The 17,296-nt window shown below is 53.8% G+C and carries 14 protein-coding genes and 1 riboswitch; of the genes, 6 read left to right on the top strand and 8 right to left on the bottom strand.

What is annotated here, in order from left to right; genetic code table 11:
* Positions 1 to 80: 80 nt before the first annotated feature.
* A complete protein-coding gene (locus ACMHXI_RS14340) occupies positions 81 to 1,175 on the top strand; it encodes an ISAs1 family transposase (protein ID WP_109248997.1) in 1,095 nt (364 codons plus the stop codon).
* Here ACMHXI_RS14340 and ACMHXI_RS14345 read toward each other — a convergent pair.
* The 3 genes from ACMHXI_RS14345 to ACMHXI_RS14355 are packed head-to-tail and all read right to left on the bottom strand — an operon-like array spanning position 1,164 to position 2,792.
* Positions 1,164 to 1,295: a hypothetical protein gene (locus tag ACMHXI_RS14345; RefSeq protein ID WP_413735275.1), complete on the bottom strand. Its 132-nt coding sequence runs from the start codon at positions 1,293 to 1,295 to the stop codon at positions 1,164 to 1,166. The two genes, ACMHXI_RS14340 and ACMHXI_RS14345, sit on opposite strands and share 12 nt — an antisense overlap.
* A 27-nt stretch (positions 1,296 to 1,322) precedes the next feature.
* Positions 1,323 to 2,129: a hypothetical protein gene (locus ACMHXI_RS14350; RefSeq protein WP_345850941.1), complete on the bottom strand. Its 807-nt coding sequence runs from the start codon at positions 2,127 to 2,129 to the stop codon at positions 1,323 to 1,325.
* Positions 2,130 to 2,132: 3 nt separating this feature from the next.
* On the bottom strand, positions 2,133 to 2,792 hold the full coding sequence (locus tag ACMHXI_RS14355) for a Bax inhibitor-1 family protein (RefSeq protein WP_025009202.1): 660 nt from the start codon (positions 2,790 to 2,792) through the stop codon (positions 2,133 to 2,135).
* 271 nt (positions 2,793 to 3,063) lie between these two features.
* Between ACMHXI_RS14355 and ACMHXI_RS14360 the strand changes: the two genes are divergently transcribed.
* Entirely contained in the window at positions 3,064 to 4,893 is a 1,830-nt protein-coding gene (locus ACMHXI_RS14360) for a LamG-like jellyroll fold domain-containing protein (RefSeq protein WP_208185237.1), read from the top strand.
* A gap of 53 nt (positions 4,894 to 4,946) precedes the next feature.
* Here the strand turns inward: ACMHXI_RS14360 and moeB are convergent, their stop codons facing one another.
* Positions 4,947 to 5,699: a molybdopterin-synthase adenylyltransferase MoeB gene (moeB, locus tag ACMHXI_RS14365; RefSeq protein ID WP_208185236.1), complete on the bottom strand. Its 753-nt coding sequence runs from the start codon at positions 5,697 to 5,699 to the stop codon at positions 4,947 to 4,949.
* 7 nt (positions 5,700 to 5,706) lie between these two features.
* Complete coding sequence (moeA, locus tag ACMHXI_RS14370; RefSeq protein ID WP_109247477.1) at positions 5,707 to 6,951, bottom strand: molybdopterin molybdotransferase MoeA; 1,245 nt, start codon at positions 6,949 to 6,951, stop codon at positions 5,707 to 5,709.
* Between the two features lie 274 nt (positions 6,952 to 7,225).
* On the opposite strand from moeA, the gene ftnA reads away from it, so the two are divergent.
* Entirely contained in the window at positions 7,226 to 7,753 is a 528-nt protein-coding gene (ftnA, locus tag ACMHXI_RS14375) for a non-heme ferritin (protein ID WP_028780740.1), read from the top strand.
* Between the two features lie 42 nt (positions 7,754 to 7,795).
* On the opposite strand, the gene ACMHXI_RS14380 is transcribed toward ftnA, so the two are convergent.
* Positions 7,796 to 10,993, bottom strand: coding sequence for an EAL domain-containing protein (locus tag ACMHXI_RS14380; protein WP_413735278.1), 3,198 nt, complete (start codon positions 10,991 to 10,993; stop codon positions 7,796 to 7,798).
* A gap of 258 nt (positions 10,994 to 11,251) precedes the next feature.
* Complete coding sequence (gene ribB / locus ACMHXI_RS14385) at positions 11,252 to 11,905, bottom strand: 3,4-dihydroxy-2-butanone-4-phosphate synthase (protein WP_025009206.1); 654 nt, start codon at positions 11,903 to 11,905, stop codon at positions 11,252 to 11,254.
* 114 nt (positions 11,906 to 12,019) lie between these two features.
* Positions 12,020 to 12,206: riboswitch (FMN riboswitch) on the bottom strand.
* A 210-nt stretch (positions 12,207 to 12,416) separates the two neighbouring features.
* On the opposite strand from ribB, the gene ACMHXI_RS14390 reads away from it, so the two are divergent.
* The 3 genes from ACMHXI_RS14390 (at position 12,417) to ACMHXI_RS14400 (ending at position 16,034) form a co-directional block, all read left to right on the top strand.
* Complete coding sequence (locus ACMHXI_RS14390; protein WP_413735280.1) at positions 12,417 to 14,555, top strand: S9 family peptidase; 2,139 nt, start codon at positions 12,417 to 12,419, stop codon at positions 14,553 to 14,555.
* Positions 14,552 to 14,827, top strand: coding sequence for a GIY-YIG nuclease family protein (locus tag ACMHXI_RS14395; RefSeq protein ID WP_025889227.1), 276 nt, complete (start codon positions 14,552 to 14,554; stop codon positions 14,825 to 14,827). The genes ACMHXI_RS14390 and ACMHXI_RS14395 overlap by 4 nt, the downstream gene beginning before the upstream one ends.
* A 412-nt stretch (positions 14,828 to 15,239) precedes the next feature.
* Positions 15,240 to 16,034 (top strand): class I SAM-dependent methyltransferase, encoded by a 795-nt coding sequence (locus ACMHXI_RS14400; protein WP_413735282.1) that lies wholly within the window; start codon positions 15,240 to 15,242, stop codon positions 16,032 to 16,034.
* A 72-nt stretch (positions 16,035 to 16,106) separates the two neighbouring features.
* Here ACMHXI_RS14400 and ACMHXI_RS14405 read toward each other — a convergent pair whose 3' ends face one another.
* Positions 16,107 to 17,264, bottom strand: coding sequence for an iron-containing alcohol dehydrogenase (locus tag ACMHXI_RS14405; RefSeq protein ID WP_071237355.1), 1,158 nt, complete (start codon positions 17,262 to 17,264; stop codon positions 16,107 to 16,109).
* Positions 17,265 to 17,296 lie beyond the last annotated feature (32 nt).

The raw sequence follows: 17,296 nt of genomic DNA on the forward strand, positions 1-17,296 counted from the left end.
CAGGGCGGGATCCCACTTTAAATTGAACTTTTACGGTTGGTCATGATCTGATCTGCCTTGCCCTTAATCCACAGATGACCATGACCCTTTTGAAACAACTAGAACAGATTACCGATCCCCGTAAGGACATCAATCTAAAGCATAATTTAGTGGATGTGGTGTTCCTGACACTCAGTGCTATCCTCAGCGGTGCGACTGGGTGGAAGTCCATTCAGGAATTCGGAGAAGAACAGCTAGATTGGCTCCGTCTGTACCGAAAATTTGAAAATGGCATCCCTAAAAGGCATTGTATCAGTAATATAATCAAAGCATTGGACAGCGAACTGCTCCTTCAAGCCATATTTGGCTGGATCAATGAGCAACGGCAAACGGAAGGGAAAACCGTTATCGCGCTGGATGGAAAAACCCTGCGCGGGGCGTGGAGTGAGGATGCTAAGAATGCACTCCATGTTGTCAGCGCATTTGATGTCGGCAACGGCATTACACTTTACCAAGACAGTTCACATTCTAAAGGGAAAGAAGCTGAAGTCGCCCGCAACATGATTGATGCTATGGCACTGGATAATGCCGTTCTGACGCTGGATGCACTGCATTGTCAGGTGTCTACCATGAACAAAATTAAACAGGGGAACGGTGATTTCATTATTCAGCTCAAGTCGAACCAGCCGGGATTATTTGAAGCAGTCAAAACCAGCTTCAGTAAAGCGTATGAGCAGCCAGAACTGGCTATATTTGAGCAGTTCAACATGGGTCATGGCCGCAGGGAGCGCCGAACAGTCATGCAGATAGAAGCAGAATTATCAGCGGAACTTAAGAAAAAGTGGCCGCACATCACCTCATTTATCGAAGTTGCCAGTGAACGGACAGTCGATGGAATAACATCATGTTCTTCACGCTGGTATGTCAGTTCCTTACCGCTCAATGCCGAAGAGGCCGCGAGGACTATTCGAGAGCATTGGGGGGTAGAAAATCAGCTCCATTGGGTGCTGGATGTGGTCTTCCGCGAAGATGCGCTGAAGGTAACGGATCCTGATGGCGCAAAGCATCTCGCCCTATTTAACCGAGCGGCTCTGAGTGCGATAAGGCAGCACCAAGGCAAAAAAGACAGTCTGGCAGGTAAGCGCCGCCGTGCTGGTTGGAGTCCTACATTTCGCTCAGAGTTGTTATTTGGTTAAGATATAAGCAAAGTGGAATCCCGCCCTGACCAAGGGGTAACCCAAGGCGCTTAGTGTTTCGAGATAGAAGTCGCGTGTCTTGGGGTAATCTGTGGCATAGCTGCTGAGGTGATCTATCATTGGCATCCTTCCTTTGATTGTCATGGTTCAGTGAACCGGCACGAAGAGTTCGTCTTTGATGGTCAGTTTATCTTGCTGCAAGCGGTAGACTGAGTCGAGCATAAAAACAGCACTGCCTTGCCAGCAGAATCCACCACTTCCCGAAATGCGTAATTGCTTATCGCGGCCCAGAGCCAGAGTAGAGAAGCCGCAAAAATCGCCACTGCCAAGCTTGCCGTCGGCAAAGGCCAGTTTGTGGTGTTCAGTGGCGGTTATCAGTTCGACATAAGGCGGTATCTGATCGCCGGCGTCAAATTCGGTTTCCGCGTGCCCCGGAAACAGCCGCAAGCAGGCCTGGCCCATCTGCCAGCTTGAGGGAATAGCCAGCGCATCCGCAGCACCTGCGATTGGGCAAGTTTGTTGACTGAAACTGCCGAGCTTTTGCTCTCTGTTGCTTTTGCAGTTGGCGGCGTTGTATTGCAGGGCTGCCAACACGGATTCACCCCCGAGGCGATAAAAGTGGCTGCCCCAATTGAGTTCTTCATGTTCGGCCAGAGTTATGCACTCGTTGAGTTGACCACTGCGGGACAGACCCAGCAAGAGATCGCTTATCAGCCAGTAGTAGCGGCGAACATCTTCGATGGCCGGCTCGGTTGCACCTTTGATTTGGGGGAACAACTCATAGCCACATTCTTGATGAAAGGTGGCGAGCGCCGCCGTTGCCTGTTGATACTCGCCTTTGGCATAACCTTGCTGGAAATCACTCCTGGCCTTGGCCAGAGCCTGAGTGCTGCACTCGGCAGCGCTCAGAGAGGAAAAAGCCATGGGGAGCAGCAACAGCAAGAGTAAACGCATGGGTTAATTCCTTCTTCCCAGAATGCTCAGGATCCGCAGGAATAGGTTGATGATATCCATATAAAGCGCCGCGGCGCTGTCGATGGCGTTGTCGACCGTCTTTTCCTTGGCGTTGGCCTGGCCCCAGTCATAGCCAATGTAGCCACAGAAGATCAATACCACTATCCAGTCGAGAATGCCGTGATGGGTCTTGAAGATAAACAGTTCCACCAGTTCGACAATGATCACCAATAGCAGGGCTATGGTCAGGGCGCCGGCTATGCGGGCAAAGAAGGCAGGAAACAGGGTACCCAATATCATCATCGCCAGAGTAACGATAGTCGTTATCCGCAGCGCCTCCAACACCAGCGTCGGGTCATAGCCGCTGACGACCAGGTTAATTATCAGGCCGAAGGGAACAACAACCAGGTTATAACCGAGAAAGCTGACTGCAGGCTTGTCCGATGACTGGAACAGATAGATACCCGCCATACAGCAGCCAAAGTAGCCGATAAAGAACAACCAGATTGGAATAGTGGCGATGATTTCGGGGTCGATATTCAGCACCATCAGATAGTTGACCACAAAACCCCAGATCAGGGTCAGGCCGATGACCAGGTTGTATTTGCCGGCACTGATCTGGCCCTTATCGGTGCCGTAGTTGCGTCGCAGGCTGTTGTCCATAGCGGGAAATTTCCTTTTTGCAGATTTCAGGCGAGATTAAAGCGCCACACGATATAGAAAAACACCAAGCTCAACAAGGCGCTATCGCCCAAAACCCTGTGCGACATCTTCCAACCATCAAGCGCTTGTTGTGACCGAGACTTATGCTGGCCGTCTGTGTGTTTTGATAATGATTTGTAACTTAATGATTTTGAAATAAAAGTGCTTATTTTGCTTCATCTGTCCTTGTTTAAATCCAGACTTTCTTACTAGCCTGAACTGGAGAGATATCATGCGACACTCAATTGGAGCACTGGTTCTGGGTGCAGTGCTTGGCCTGACGGGGTGTAACTCAGACAACGACAATGGCACTCAAGCCGCAGCCGAGAGTTACACTCTGGTGGTCATGCCCGATACCCAGAAGTACTCCCGCTATAATCCCGAGCGCTACAACGCTCAAACTCAGTGGATTGCCGATAACTACAAGCAACAAAATATCGTCTTCACGGCGCATCTGGGGGATGTGGTCGACCTGCCTGACTCTGAGCAGGAATGGCTCAATGCCCGCGCGGCCATGAGTATTCTGGAAGCCAATCCAGCCACCCCATACAGCATATTGGCGGGCAACCATGATGTGCTGGCTTACCGTCAGTCCGGGGTCGATATCAATAGCAACTTCGACAACGACAGGACCTTGGCGGCAGAGCCTTTCCTCAAGCATTTCCCGGCGTCTTTGCAGCAAAACAACTTTGCCAGTTTCCAGGGGACAGATGCCACCGGCTTCAACAGTTATCACCTCTTCAAGGGCGGTGAGCGCGAGTATCTGTTGCTGGCGCTCGACTGGCGTACCTCGGCGGCCAGCATAGCCTGGGCACAGTCGGTATTGGATGCTCACCCGGAAACACCGACCATACTCACCACCCATCAGCTGTTGAATGTGGCCGATGATGGCAGCAGCGCCATATTTACCGACCATGGCGCCATGCTGTGGGACAAGTTGATCAAAGACAATGACCAGATCTTCCTCACCTTTAACGGCCATCACCATGGCGAGGCCAAGATGGTGGCCAAGAACCGCTATGGCCGCGATGTGGTCATGATCTTGGTGGACTATCAATCGGGATTCTGGGGTGGCAACGGTATGCTGCAACTGGTGAGTTTCGATGAAGCCAATAAGCGGTTGCAGTTTCGTTCATTCTCACCTTGGGTAGCGGCCATCCCGGAGGCAGAGAGGCAGCCGCAGGATGTGTTGCAACGCTGGGAGTTTGAACAGCCCCTGGACTTTGAAAAGCGTTTTGCCAAGCTGAATCAGGAAGTGGAAACCGAAGGTCCGGGTAAGCTTGAAGGAACACTCGCCTACTGGATATTCGATGCCGAGCATAAGTTAACCAGTACAGACCCGACCAAGGTGCAGTTTATGGATCTTTCCGGGCGCGGCAATACCTTGAGTCTCAAGGCCAAGGCGGGCAGCAGTGGCACTCAGGAGCAATTGTTTGAACTGCTCGGTGAAGCTCCTGGCTTCGGCCACGCCACTGGGGCGGCTCGTTTCAAGGGCGGCAACACCCAGGGCGGCTATTACCTCTCCAGCCAGGCACCGACGTTGGTTTCTGCCGATCGCCAGGCGGGTGTTCTGCCGCAGTACACCATAGAGATGATAGTGCGTCTGGCACCAGAGTGGCAGGCATCGGAAAATGCCTGGGGCGCCGTCTTTGCCCATAAACCCAGCCAGAGCCAGGTGTGTGAACACCATAAGCTGGATTGTGGCGGCGGTGATCCTTCACTGGCGTTGACCGCCTCCAGTCTCAAGGAATTCCAGTGGATCTCCACCTCCAGCAATGGCGTGGGGCCCAGCAACTGGTCATGGGAAGTGGACAGGGATTATTGGTATCACGTGGCCATAGTCAACGACGGCCAATACGCCACCATGTATGTGGACAACTCCAGGGTAATGCGTACCGCCGAAGCCGAGCAGCATGGGCTGGTGAGTATTCCCGGCGGCGAATGGATGGTGGGCGCCTCCAGTTGGGACGGCGAGGTGGCCGATCTGTTTCGTGGTGATATTGCCGAGATCCGGATTGTCGACAGGGTATTGCCTGAGTCTGACTGGCTTAACGCCAAGTAAAAAAATGCTGAAAATCAAAGAGGCTGCCCAGGCAGCCTCTTGTTATTGCAGCCTCAACCGCAGACGGGGCAGTTGGGGGTTTGCGGCAGCTTCATCTCGCGAAACTCCATGGTCATGGCATCGACCATCAGCAAACGACCATAGAGCGGCTTACCAATACCACTTATCACCTTGATGGCTTCCACCGCTTGCAGGCAGCCCATCATACCGACGACCGGCGCCAGAATACCCGACTCGACACAGCTGAGTTGCTGCTCGCCGAACAGACTGCTGAAACAGTGATAGCAAGGCATCTGTTGCTGATAACCGAAGACGGAGATCACCCCTTCCATACGGATTGCGGCAGCGGACACAAAGGGCACCTTATGCCGAAAACAGCTGCGATTGAGCTGTTCGCGCACCGCAACATTGTCGGTGCAGTCCAGCACCAGATGGTGCTCGGCAACCAGTTGATCCAATTCGGGATCATCCAACACACCATTGATGGTTTCTATCTGAACATGTGGATTGAGCGCACTCAGGCTCTCTTTGGCCGATTCCACCTTGGGCTGGCCTATATTGCCATCCTGGTGCAGTACCTGGCGCTGCAGGTTGGACAGTTCGACAGTGTCGAAGTCCACCAGGGTCAACTTGCCGACCCCGGCAACCGTCAGATACTGACCGGCAGCGCAGCCCAGGCCACCGGCACCTATCATCAGCACCTTGGCCTGTTTGAGCTTCTCCTGGCCTTCAATGTCCATCGCCTTGATGGAGATCTGCCGGCTGTAGCGCAGCATCTCGGCATCTGTGAGTATCTCGTCGCTCATATCGGCCTCAGCACAGCACGCTGTTAAAGGGTTCTACCGTGACTCTGGTGCCCGCCGGGGTGTCGCCCTGCATCTGCTCCAGAATAATAAAACAGTTGGCCAGGCTCATGGAGGTCAGCATGCCCGAACCCTGTGAGCCGGTTACCGCCACTTCCAGTTCCCCGTCCTGATTGCGGCTCAGAATACCGCGCTGGTATTCCACCCGTCCGGGTTGTTTACGTATGGGGGCGGTCAATTTGGCATCCAGTAGTAGCGGGGTTGGTTGTGGCAGCCCCTGCAGTTTATGCAGCAAAGGCCACACCAGCTTGTAGAAGGTCACCATGGATGAAACCGGGTTGCCCGGCAGACCACAGAACACCGCCTTGCCTATATGGCCGAGGGCAAAGGGTTTGCCCGGCTTGATCGCCAGTTTCCAGAAGCTTATTTTGCCTTCCTCATCGAGGATCTGCTTGGTGAAGTCGGCCTCACCGACCGAGACCCCCCCTGAGGTGATCACCATATCGGCGCTGGCCGAGGCGTTGCGAAATGCCTGACGGATAGCCTCAGGATCATCTGCAATAACGCCGAGATCCTGCCACTCAACACCGGCACGGCTGAGCAGGCCCTGAATCGAGTAGCGGTTGGAGTCGTAGATCTGGCCGGGAGCCAACTCTGAACCCACGGGGCGTAATTCATCACCGGTGGAGAAGAAAGCGATTTTAACCTTGCGGATCACTCTAAGGCTGCTGATACCTATGGTGGCCATCACCCCCATTTCGGCGGCACCTATCAGAGTGCCGGCCCTGAGGACCTTGGTGCCGGCCAGCAGCTCTTCGCCGCGGCCACGCACATTGTCTCCGGCCTGCTTGCAAGGTTCTATGGTGATCAGCTCGCCATTGGCCTCGGTTTTCTCCTGCATTTGCACCGTGTCGAAACCCGCAGGCACAGGAGCGCCAGTCATGATGCGGACACAGCCGCCTGGCTGATACTGGCCTTCAAAAGGATGGCCGGCAAAGGAACTGCCCAGTAATTTCAGGCTGGCCTTCTCGGGTAAGTCGGCATAACGATAGGCATAGCCGTCCATCGCCGAGTTATCGAACGGCGGCAGGTCTATGCTGCTGGCCAAGTCTTCTGCCAGTACCCGTCCCAGAGAATCCGACAGTTGCACGGTTTCGGTATCTTCCAACGGGGTGACCTGCTCGAGTAGCAGGGGCAGAGCGAGATCCGGGTGCATCAGCCCTGGATGGGCACAGACGTCTTGCGGCTTGGACATAGAGCAACCTTATTTGAGCTATTACTGAACCTGGTTGGCTATTATGCCACGCTGAAAGTGGATGACTATGATCTGCATGCCAGTTTTCGTGCCCTGGGCGCAGGCTTTTCCTTTTACAGTCAGCGGATTGCGGCAAATAACAAATGATAATTCAAGTTAAATGAAAAGTGTTTTCATTATAAATCATTGCGTTAGGTAAAGATTCTTGCATTTGTTGTGCCCCTTGATAACAATAGCGCCCATGAAACAGATACCAGAAACGAGAGGCAAGGATATGTTGGCACAAGCCATGATTGATAAGTTGAACGAGCAGATCAATATGGAGTTTTTCTCCTCTAACCTGTATCTGCAGATGAGCGCCTGGTGTGAAGACAAAGGCTTTGAAGGTGCGGCCAAGTTCCTGCGGGATCACGCCGATGAAGAGATGCAGCATATGCGTCGTCTGTTCACCTATGTCAGTGAAACCGGCGGCATGCCTCTGCTGGGCGCCATTGAAGCTCCCAAGGCCAATTTTGAATCCCTGTTGTCCCTGTTCGAGTACACTTACGAGCACGAGCAGCTGATCACCAGCAAGATCAATGCCTTGGCTCATACAGCCTTCACGACTCAAGACTATTCCACTTTCAACTTCCTGCAGTGGTATGTGGCCGAGCAGCACGAAGAAGAGAAGCTGTTCAAGTCGATTGTCGACAAGATCCGCCTGGTGGGCGAGGATGGCAAGGCGCTGTTCCTGGTGGACAAGGATCTGATGCAACTGGCGAGCGAAGGTGGCGAGACTGTGATGAATGCACAGATGGCCTAAGGCCACCTGGTTTTAAAAGAGAGCAGCCTTAAGGCTGCTTTTTTATGCCAGAAGCTGACGGATAAAGGACCCTCCCTGGATGAGGATCGGGGTCAGGCTCTTGGCAGACAGAGGTCTTGAAAGCAGGTAGCCCTGACCAAAATCACAGCCCATGGACTTGAGCAAGATCCATTGCGCGCGGGTCTCTATGCCCTCGGCCACCAGTTGCAAGTCCAGGCTCTTGCCCATCATGACTATCGCTCGCACCAGGCTGGCATCTGCCTCATTCACCAAGGCGTTATCGACAAAGCTCTTGTCGATTTTAATCACAGAGATAGGGAACTTGCGCAGATAGCTCAAGGAGGAGAAGCCGGTTCCGAAGTCATCCATGTGGATTGCCACGCCGAGTTGGCGAATGCTGTTGAGCACCTCCAGACAATGGGGGCTGTCGTCCAGCAGCATGGACTCGGTGATCTCTATATGCAGTCTCTCGGGCGCTATGCCGTGACGCTTGATGGCTTCGGCCAGCAAGGTGTCGAAGCTTACCCCACTGACGTTGATGCACTGGCGGCTGGAGACGTTGATCGCCATATCCAGTTTTATTCCTTCGGCATGCCATTGGCTGAGGTCTTTCAGTGCTTGTTCCAGAACCCATTCGCCTATCGGCTCTATCAGGCCATTATTCTCCGCAATGGGAATGAATTTCTCCGGTGAAACCCAGCCGTATTCGGGGTCATTCCAGCGCAGCAGCGCCTCGACTGAGGTGATTTGGCCGGTTTCCATAGAGACTATGGGTTGATAATGCAGACAAAATTCCTGATGTAGCACGGCGCTTCTGAGACGTTGCTCCAGTTGCAAACGCTCCAGCATGCTGGCGTTCATGCTGGGGGTGAAATACTGGTAGTTGTCACGGCCATTGTCCTTGGCGCTGTACATGGCGGTTTCCGTGTTGCGGGTCAGGGCATCTATGTCATCGCCGTCTTCGGGATAGACACCTATACCAAAGCTGACCGAGATCAGGGTGTTCTGGCCATCGATATCGAAGCTGCTGCCGAATAGGGCTTTAACCCTGTCGGCCACGGCTGTCAGGGCGGCATCGTTCTTGTAGTGCGGCAGGATCACGGCAAATTCATCACCCCCTATGCGGGCAACAAACTTTTGTTCATCCGGTAGTGACTCCAGCCTTCTCGCCACCTGTTGCAACAAGAGATCGCCGCGTTTGTGGCCCAGCACATCATTGATATATTTGAGCCTGTCGAGATCGATCAGCAGAATCGCCAGTTTGTGACCATGAATATGGGCCTGCAACAGCTCGTGGTGCAGCCTCTCGCTGAACATCTTGCGATTGGGCAACTTGGTCAAAATATCGAAATGGGCCTGATACCAGATGTCCTGCTCGTATTTTTTACGGTGGCTGATATCGACAAACAAACCTATGTGTTTGAGTATGTTGTTGTTATCGTCACGCACCAGGGTGATAGCCAAAAACTCAGGATAGATCTCGCCGTCTTTACGCCTGTTCCAGATCTCGCCTTCCCATTTGTTATTGGTCAGCAGGCTGTCCCACATCTGGCTGAAGAAGCTCTTGTCGTGGCGATAGGAGTTGAGTATTGAAGGATTCTTGCCCTTGACCTCTTCCAGGCTGTAACCGGTAATGCGGCTAAATGCCGGGTTGACCAGCTCAATACGGTTATCGGCATCTGTGATGACAATCCCCTCGCCGGAATAGTCGAATACTGCCGCGGCCTGTTTCAGTTGTTGATAGGATTTTTGCCTTTCGCTGAGCATTTGTCCCAGTGCCTTGGCCATGTCGGCCAATTCATCCTTGCCCTCGACCTTGATATCCAGATCCAGATTGGGATCCTTGGTCATCAAGCGCATGTTGTTGGCGATGGCATAGATACGTCTGAGCAGATTGTGACTCAGGGCCCGGCCAAGAAACAACAGCAGGCCGATAGTGATGGCGGCCGACAGCAGATAGAGGGCGATAAGGCGCAGTGACTGACCGCGTTGGGCGTTGGAAAGATTGAGAATATCATCGGAAACACTGTCTGCTATGGCATCCATCTGGCGGATCCTTTCGCTGGCCAACTGCCACCAGACTTCGGGAGTTACCGGGGGCTTGGGTTGGCTCAGGGCCTTCAGGGCATCAAGCATCTCATCGTCGGAAATCTGCACCAGGGGGTCTATCTCTTCCACCTTGGCGCCCCGGCTTTGCATGGCCGCTATCAACTGCATCTTGTGGCGATATTCGTTGAGCTTGTCCCTTATCTGGGCAATGGCCTGTTGCTGATTGGCACTCAGAGCCTTGCTCGATTTCAATTTTTCGAGGATCTGCTCCAGTGATTCCAGCTTGGCGTTAAAGCCTTGTTGGTATTGGCCATCGCCACGCAGCAGGAAATTTTTGAACTCATGCAGCAGGCCACCATACCCCAGCAAAGAGGCAAACTTGTGCGCCTGACGCGTGATGGCATCTTGCTGACGCAGCTGCTCCCTGACATTGTTCAATGCCTGACTCTTGCTGTCCTGCAGCATAGCCTCCAGGCGTTGTTTGTGTTCCACAATGGCGCTGGCGCGGAATAGATCTATGCTCTGATCCTGCTCTGTTATCAAGGCCAACAGCCGCTCATAACTGTCGGTGTCGAACTGACGCTTCAGCAACATGCCGTTGATCAGGCCGCGCTCACGCACCGCCAACTCCTGAATCCGCAACAGTGCGGCTAGGTCGGCATAGGCTCTGGCCTGCTGCACATTGCTCGACAGGGATTGCAGATTGGCAATGCCCAGCAAGAGTTCGTAGTTGAAATCGGAATAGAAATTCAGCGAGGCGCTCTCATCACGGCTCAAGAGTTCGCGCCGGTTGTTTTCCAGCGCCTGCTTGCCGAGCCGCAGAGCCTCCAGTTTGGTCTGCAATAGATGTTGGGCCGCAGGAGAGAGTTGTCTGGAAAGCTGTAACAGATGGGGAGAGTTTTGCAGGGCAGTTATCTGTGCCGATACCCGCTGCTGCTGCACCTGCAGACTGTCGGCAAAGCATTCACCATTACAGGCGATATAGGCGGCGCTGAGGCCTCTTTCCTGCTGTAGCTCATAGATGAGATCGGCCAGGCGCCGACCCACCTCGACAGCATGATAACTTTGGCTGGCCAAACGGTAGTTGTGCAGCAGTTCAAACAGGCGCACGCAACCCAGTAGACTAAGAACCAAAACAGACACTAAGGCAAACAAGAGTAATTTGCGCTTTAGGCTCAGTTGGCTTAACACCTATGGCTCTCCTTGAAATTCTACTGGCAAAGACCTGCCTGCAATCTACTCGAATACAGGCCATAAGGCTTGATAAGTAACATATTGCCTATCAGGGGGCGACCCGTTGTTCAAGGATTTCTAATCTAGGTCACGAAAATAAACCTTAAAAAGTGGAGGGTTAATGTGAGCCTTGTCGCAACAAAGTTTACCTGTTTGTTTAAAACAAAAGCGGCTATAAAGCCGCTTTTGATCAAATAGTTAAAGAACGCTTGTTTATTAGCCAGCGTTGGCCAGCAGAGATTCGCGATAGCTGACAATATCCTCGATGGAAAGAACTGGCAGGTCGTGTTTGTCACCAAAGGCAATGATTTGTGGCAGTCTGGCCATGGTGCCATCCGGATTGGTTACTTCGCACAGCACTCCGGCGGGTTTTAGGCCAGCCAGTTGCATCAAGTCCACAGTGCCCTCGGTGTGACCGCGGCGGGTCATCACACCACCGGGCTGAGCCCGCAGTGGATAGACGTGTCCTGGGCGGGCCAGGTCTTCCGGTTTGGCGTTGTCTGCAATGGCGGTCTTGATAGTCGTCACCCGGTCGGCAGCGGAAACGCCTGTAGTGACTCCGACTTTGGCCTCAATGCTCACGGTAAAGGCGGTGCCGAACTGGCTGGAGTTGTTTTCCACCATGGGCGGCAACTGCAGCGCCTTGATTTTCTCGTCGGTAAGGCAGAGACAGACAATGCCGCTGCATTCGCGGATCAGCATCGCCATCTGGGCGTTGGTCAGGCTCTCGGCGGCGAAGATAAGATCGCCTTCGTTTTCTCTGTCTTCATCGTCGACCACCAAAACACCGCGGCCTTGACGCAATGCTTCCAGGGCGGTTTCGACTCTTTCAATCGGGGTGCCAAAAGGCGCTAATAATGACTGATTCATGGTAAAAATCCTTAAATTACGGCTTGGGTTTTCCAGAATCAGGGCAAAGAAAGGAATAGTGGGCCTCTCTGCCGCTGGCAGAGATGTATCACTAAGCGGATCGCCTCGCGGCAATCTGATTCTCTTTCATCCGGACTGAGCCATCTAAATGGCAACACCGTCGGCTCTGGAATAGTCACGCTAGGTCGTGATGACACCAGATCTGCAGACCCCGCCAGAATCTGGCGGGCGCTCGCGGGCTTTCATGTCGCTGACACGATTTACCGCCGGTGGGGAATTTCACCCCGCCCTGAGAATTGACCTGTCACTTGTATGTGGCAGGCGGCAACAGCATGCGCCTGTTACATACAAATGACAAGCGACAGGGTCACATTTTCTGCGGGTGAAGGGGGAGCCTTTGAGCTTCGGACTCGGGCGCCAGGGCTTGCCGTTGGCGTCGGTCGGCGTCACTATATGCAGGCGGCCTGTAGTCGAGGGAGTAGGCCGCTGATATTAACGCTAAGGAAGAGTGATGAGTCGAGCAGGATCCCTGATGTTGGTTTTAGGCACAGCCTTGTGGCTGTGCGGATGCAGTGGAATGAATTCAGAAAATAAGCTGGTGGCACCGGTTGCCGAAAAACGTCCTCACACCATGAGTCTTCACGGTGTGACCAGGACAGACGACTATTATTGGCTGCGTGACGATGAACGTAAGGCCCCGGACGTTATCGACTATCTGGAGCGGGAAAACGCCTATACCGCCGCGCGTCTTAAGCCTTGGGAACCGCTGAAACAGAAACTGTTTAAAGAGCTGACCTCCAGGCTGGAGCAGGATGAAAGCAGCTTGCCATATCGCTGGCATAACTATTGGTATTATCGCCGTTTCGAGGCCGGGCTGGAGTATCCGGTGATCGCCAGAAGCCGTGAGCTCAATGGTGAAGAGCAGTTGCTGCTTGATGTTAACCGGCGCGCCGAGGGGCAGGAGTTTTATGCTCTGGGCGGAGTGTCTGTCAGCCCGGATGAGCAGATACTGGCCTTTGCCGAGGATACCCTCAGCCGCCGTATTTACAGCGTCTATTTTAAAGATCTTGCCACCGGTGAACTGCTTGCCGACAAGCTGACGGGCGTCGATGGCCGGGTGGTCTGGAGCAATGACAACCGTTATGTGTTCTATATCGCCAAAGACCCACAGACCCTGCTGGGATACCAGGTTTTCCGGCACAAGCTGGGAAGTCCCCAGGGCGAGGATGTGCTGGTTTATGAAGAGCAGGACGATACCTTCTATATCTCCCTCGGCAAGAGTCTGGATGAATCCCTGATTGTATTGCACCACGAGAGCACCACGACCAGTGAAGTTTCCCTGCTTGATGCCAACGCCCCGCTCGGCGAATTCCGGGCGTTTCTGCCGCGGGAAGAGGGCCACGAATACAGCATCGCCAAGCGTGGAGATGAATTCTTCATCCTCAGCAACTGGCAGGCGACCAATTTCAGGCTGATGAAAACCACGGCTGCCGATGCCGGCGACAAGCGCAAGTGGCAGCAGGTACTGGCCCATGATCCCGAGGTGCGCCTCGAAGACCTGTTATTGCTGGACGATTATCTGATAGTACAGAGCCGCAGCCAGGGGCTGAGCCATATCAAGGTCTATCCCCATACAGATCTCAGCCGGGGCTATGAATTGACCTTTGATGACCCGGCCTATGTGGTTGGTCTGGATATCAATCCCAGCCAGCACAGTCGCGAACTGAGGTTATATTACTCGAGCCCGACTACCCCCGAGAGTATTTACAGCTATCAACTGGATAAGCCGGGCGAGCGCAAACTACTCAAGCAGGAAAAGGTATTGGGGGACTTCGAGCCCGGCAACTATCAGGCCGAGCGCTTGCTGATCCCGGCCCGTGATGGTGCCCAGGTGCCCGTGACTCTGGTGTATCGCAAGGACAAGTTCCGTAAAGACGGCAGTAATCCACTTTATCAGTACGGTTATGGTGCCTACGGCCATATCATAGAGCCGGACTTCGACGCCTCTATTCTAAGCCTGCTGGATCGCGGCGTGGTCTATGCCATTGCCCATGTCCGGGGCGGAGAGATGCTCGGCAGGCCTTGGTATGATGATGGCAGGCTGTTTAATAAACGAAACAGTTTCAATGACTTTGAAGACACTACCCGGGCACTTTTGGATCTGGGTTATGCTGCACCCGGCAAAGTGGTTGCCGCCGGTGGTAGTGCCGGTGGTTTATTGATGGGCGCCGTGGTCAATCAGGCTCCGGGTCTTTACCTGGCGGTGGCCGCCCATGTGCCCTTTGTGGATATAGTAACCACCATGCTCGATGAGTCGATTCCGCTGACGACCAATGAATATGATGAGTGGGGCAACCCCAATGACAAGCCCTACTTTGACTATATGCTGAGTTACTCGCCCTATGACAACATTCGCCATCAGGCCTACCCGCATCTGTTGGTGACTACAGGGCTGCACGACTCCCAGGTACAGTATTTTGAGCCAGCCAAGTGGGTGGCCAAACTCAGGGACTACAAGACGGACGACAATCTGCTGTTATTACAGACGGATATGGAAGCCGGCCATGGCGGCAAGAGCGGACGTTTCCGGCAATTTGAAGATACCGCGCTGGAATATGCCTTCTTCCTCGGCCTGTTGGGACTGGAATGAGTGGTGATAACTGGCAGCTGTATATCCTGCGCTGCGCCGGGGGCGAACTGTACACAGGGATCACCAAGGATGTGACCCGGCGCCTGCAGGAGCATCAGAGTGGCGGCCCCAAAGCCGCCAAATATCTGCGTGGTCGCGGGCCTTTGCAACTCGTTTATCGTGAAGAGATTGGCAGCCACGGTGATGCCTTGCGGCGGGAAATGGCGGTAAAAAAGCTGAGCAAGCGCGCCAAACTGAGTTTGATTGCGAAGTCAGCGGCTATGCCGGGGTGAGTGACCTTAAAAAAGAAAAAGGAGCAGGAGCGCCAATGGTCAGGCCATTACAGCGGGCGCTTCCTGCGGTCGGGAAGAGGGTCCCCAAGGAGGGGCCTATGGCCCATCAGGAAGATAGTGACAAAGAGCCGCGGTCGGCGAGTTCCACAACGCCAGTCGACGACTGTTTCTCTTATCAGCTAAAGCAGAAAACATGCCAAAACATAATGCATTGTTTATGTTTGCTATTTTTGCAACTATCTTCCAGCAAGTGTCCGCAGTAGTGTCCTCTTTCCTTAAAAAGTGACCGATTTGGCTATTCGGGTGTCCGCCGGACACTCGGTACAATCAGGGACTGAGCCTCAGTTTGTAAGCGCCCGGAGATCGCCGGCGAATAAACCAACATCAGGCAGAATATCTGGAGATGAGATAGATGAAAGGGATGGATCATGAAAAAGAGTACCAAAGGCTGAATCAGCAGGCCTGGAATGAGCGTACCAAGTTACATCTGCAGTCAGAGTTTTATGACGTTAAGGGGTTTCTCAGTGGTCGCAGTTCGTTGCGGGAAATAGAGCTGGCGGAACTATCGGTCAAGGGCAAGTCCTTGCTGCATCTCCAGTGTCACTTTGGCTTGGATACTCTCTCCTGGGCCAGAGAAGGGGCCGCCAGTGTCGCAGGCCTGGATTTGTCTGACGAGGCCATTACCAGCGCCCGCCAACTGGCGGAGCAAGCCGCTATCGACGCCGAGTTTGTTTGTGGCGACCTCTATCAGGCGCCGGCTTTGTTGCAGCGCCAATTCGATCTCGTGTATGTCTCTTATGGCGCGCTGGTTTGGTTGCCGGATCTACATCGCTGGGCAGAAACTGTGAGCGCTTGCCTTAAGCCGGGCGGTGAACTCTACCTGGCCGAGTTCCATCCATTGCAGGCATTGTTTGACGGTTATGACTACTTCCACACAGGTAAGGCCGATGTGGAGTTGGAGGGCAGCTATACCGAGAATGCTCAGGAAGCACAGCATACCACGGTTTGTTGGTCACACTCCCTGGCTGATGTCATCAGCGCCTTGTTGGCCAATGGTTTGCAGTTGCGGGCTTTTCGCGAGTATGACTTCAGTCCCTATGACTGTTTCGAGGGCTTGCAGGAGGATACGCCGGGGCGTTTCAGGTTATATCATCAAGGCAAAGCCATTCCCTTGGTCTACAGTTTGAGAGCGGTCAAGGAAGGCTAAAGAAACAGGGCCTAAAGGCCCTGTTTAAACTGTATTTTATCTCAGGCGTGAGAATCGTTTGGTTTGCTGAACTTACCAGGCCAGCTCAAGGATTTCACGGCTGCTGTCCAGACCGAGATCGCCGGTTTCAGATAAGGCGGTCATGCCGTGAGCTTCCAGTGCGGCAACGACATCGGCGATACGCTCTTGCGGCACATCATAGTCGCGCAGACGAGTCTTGAGGCCAACCTGTTCAAAGAAGGCCTGAGTGGCTGCAATAGCTTGCTCGATACGGCTGTCTTCATCACCCGAAGTGATATCCCAAACCCGCTCGGCATATTGCAGCAGTTTGGCGCGTTTCTGTTCCTTGCGCACCCGCCAGACAGAGGGCAGGACTACGGCCAGCGTTTGCGCATGATCTATGCCGAACATGGCAGTCAGCTCGTGGCCTATCATATGAGTGGTCCAGTCTGCCGGTACGCCGCTGCCTATCATGCCGTTGAGCGCCGAGGTGGCACTCCACACCAGGTTGGCGCGGGCATTATAGTTCTCCGGCTCGGCCACGGTGACAGGGCCCACTTCAATCAGGGTCTTCAGTATGCCTTCGGCCATTCTGTCCTGAACTCTGGCATCCACGGGGAAGGTGACGTATTGCTCGACCACGTGCACGAAAGAGTCAACTACGCCGTTGGCGACCTGGATCTTCGGCAGACTGAAGGTCAGGCTGGGATCCAGCACGGAGAATACCGGGAAACTCTGTGGATGAGTCACGGGAAACTTGCCACCCTGATGGCTGACCACGGCAAAGGCATTCATTTCTGAACCTGTGGCCGGCAGTGTCGCTACCGTACCGACAGGCAGTACCTCTGTGACGGGAACCGGGTTGAAACCGTGATGCAGCAAGCTGCTGCTGTCGCCATCGAATTTTGCCGCCAGGGCAATAAACTTGGTGCCGTCCATCACTGAACCGCCACCGACGGCCAACAGAAAGTCGATGGATTCGCGCCGCGCCAGCTCGGCAGCCCTGGCCAGGGTGTCATATTTAGGGTTGGCTTCAATGCCACCGAATTCAAATACAACACGGTCGCCCAGCGCGGTTATGACCTTGTCCAGAGTGCCGAAGCGTTTGACACTGCCACCGCCGTAAGTCACCAGCACTCTGGCATTGGCCGGTACCAGTTGATCCAGTTCTGCCAGTCTGTCTTTACCAAATACTATGTGGGTAGGGTTGCGATAGTCGAAATTGAGCATGATATTTCTCTCTTCTACAGCCGAAAAACTAT

It is taken from the genome of Shewanella sp. BJSY2023SW005 (assembly GCF_047314585.1).
GTDB lineage: Bacteria > Pseudomonadota > Gammaproteobacteria > Enterobacterales > Shewanellaceae > Shewanella > Shewanella algae.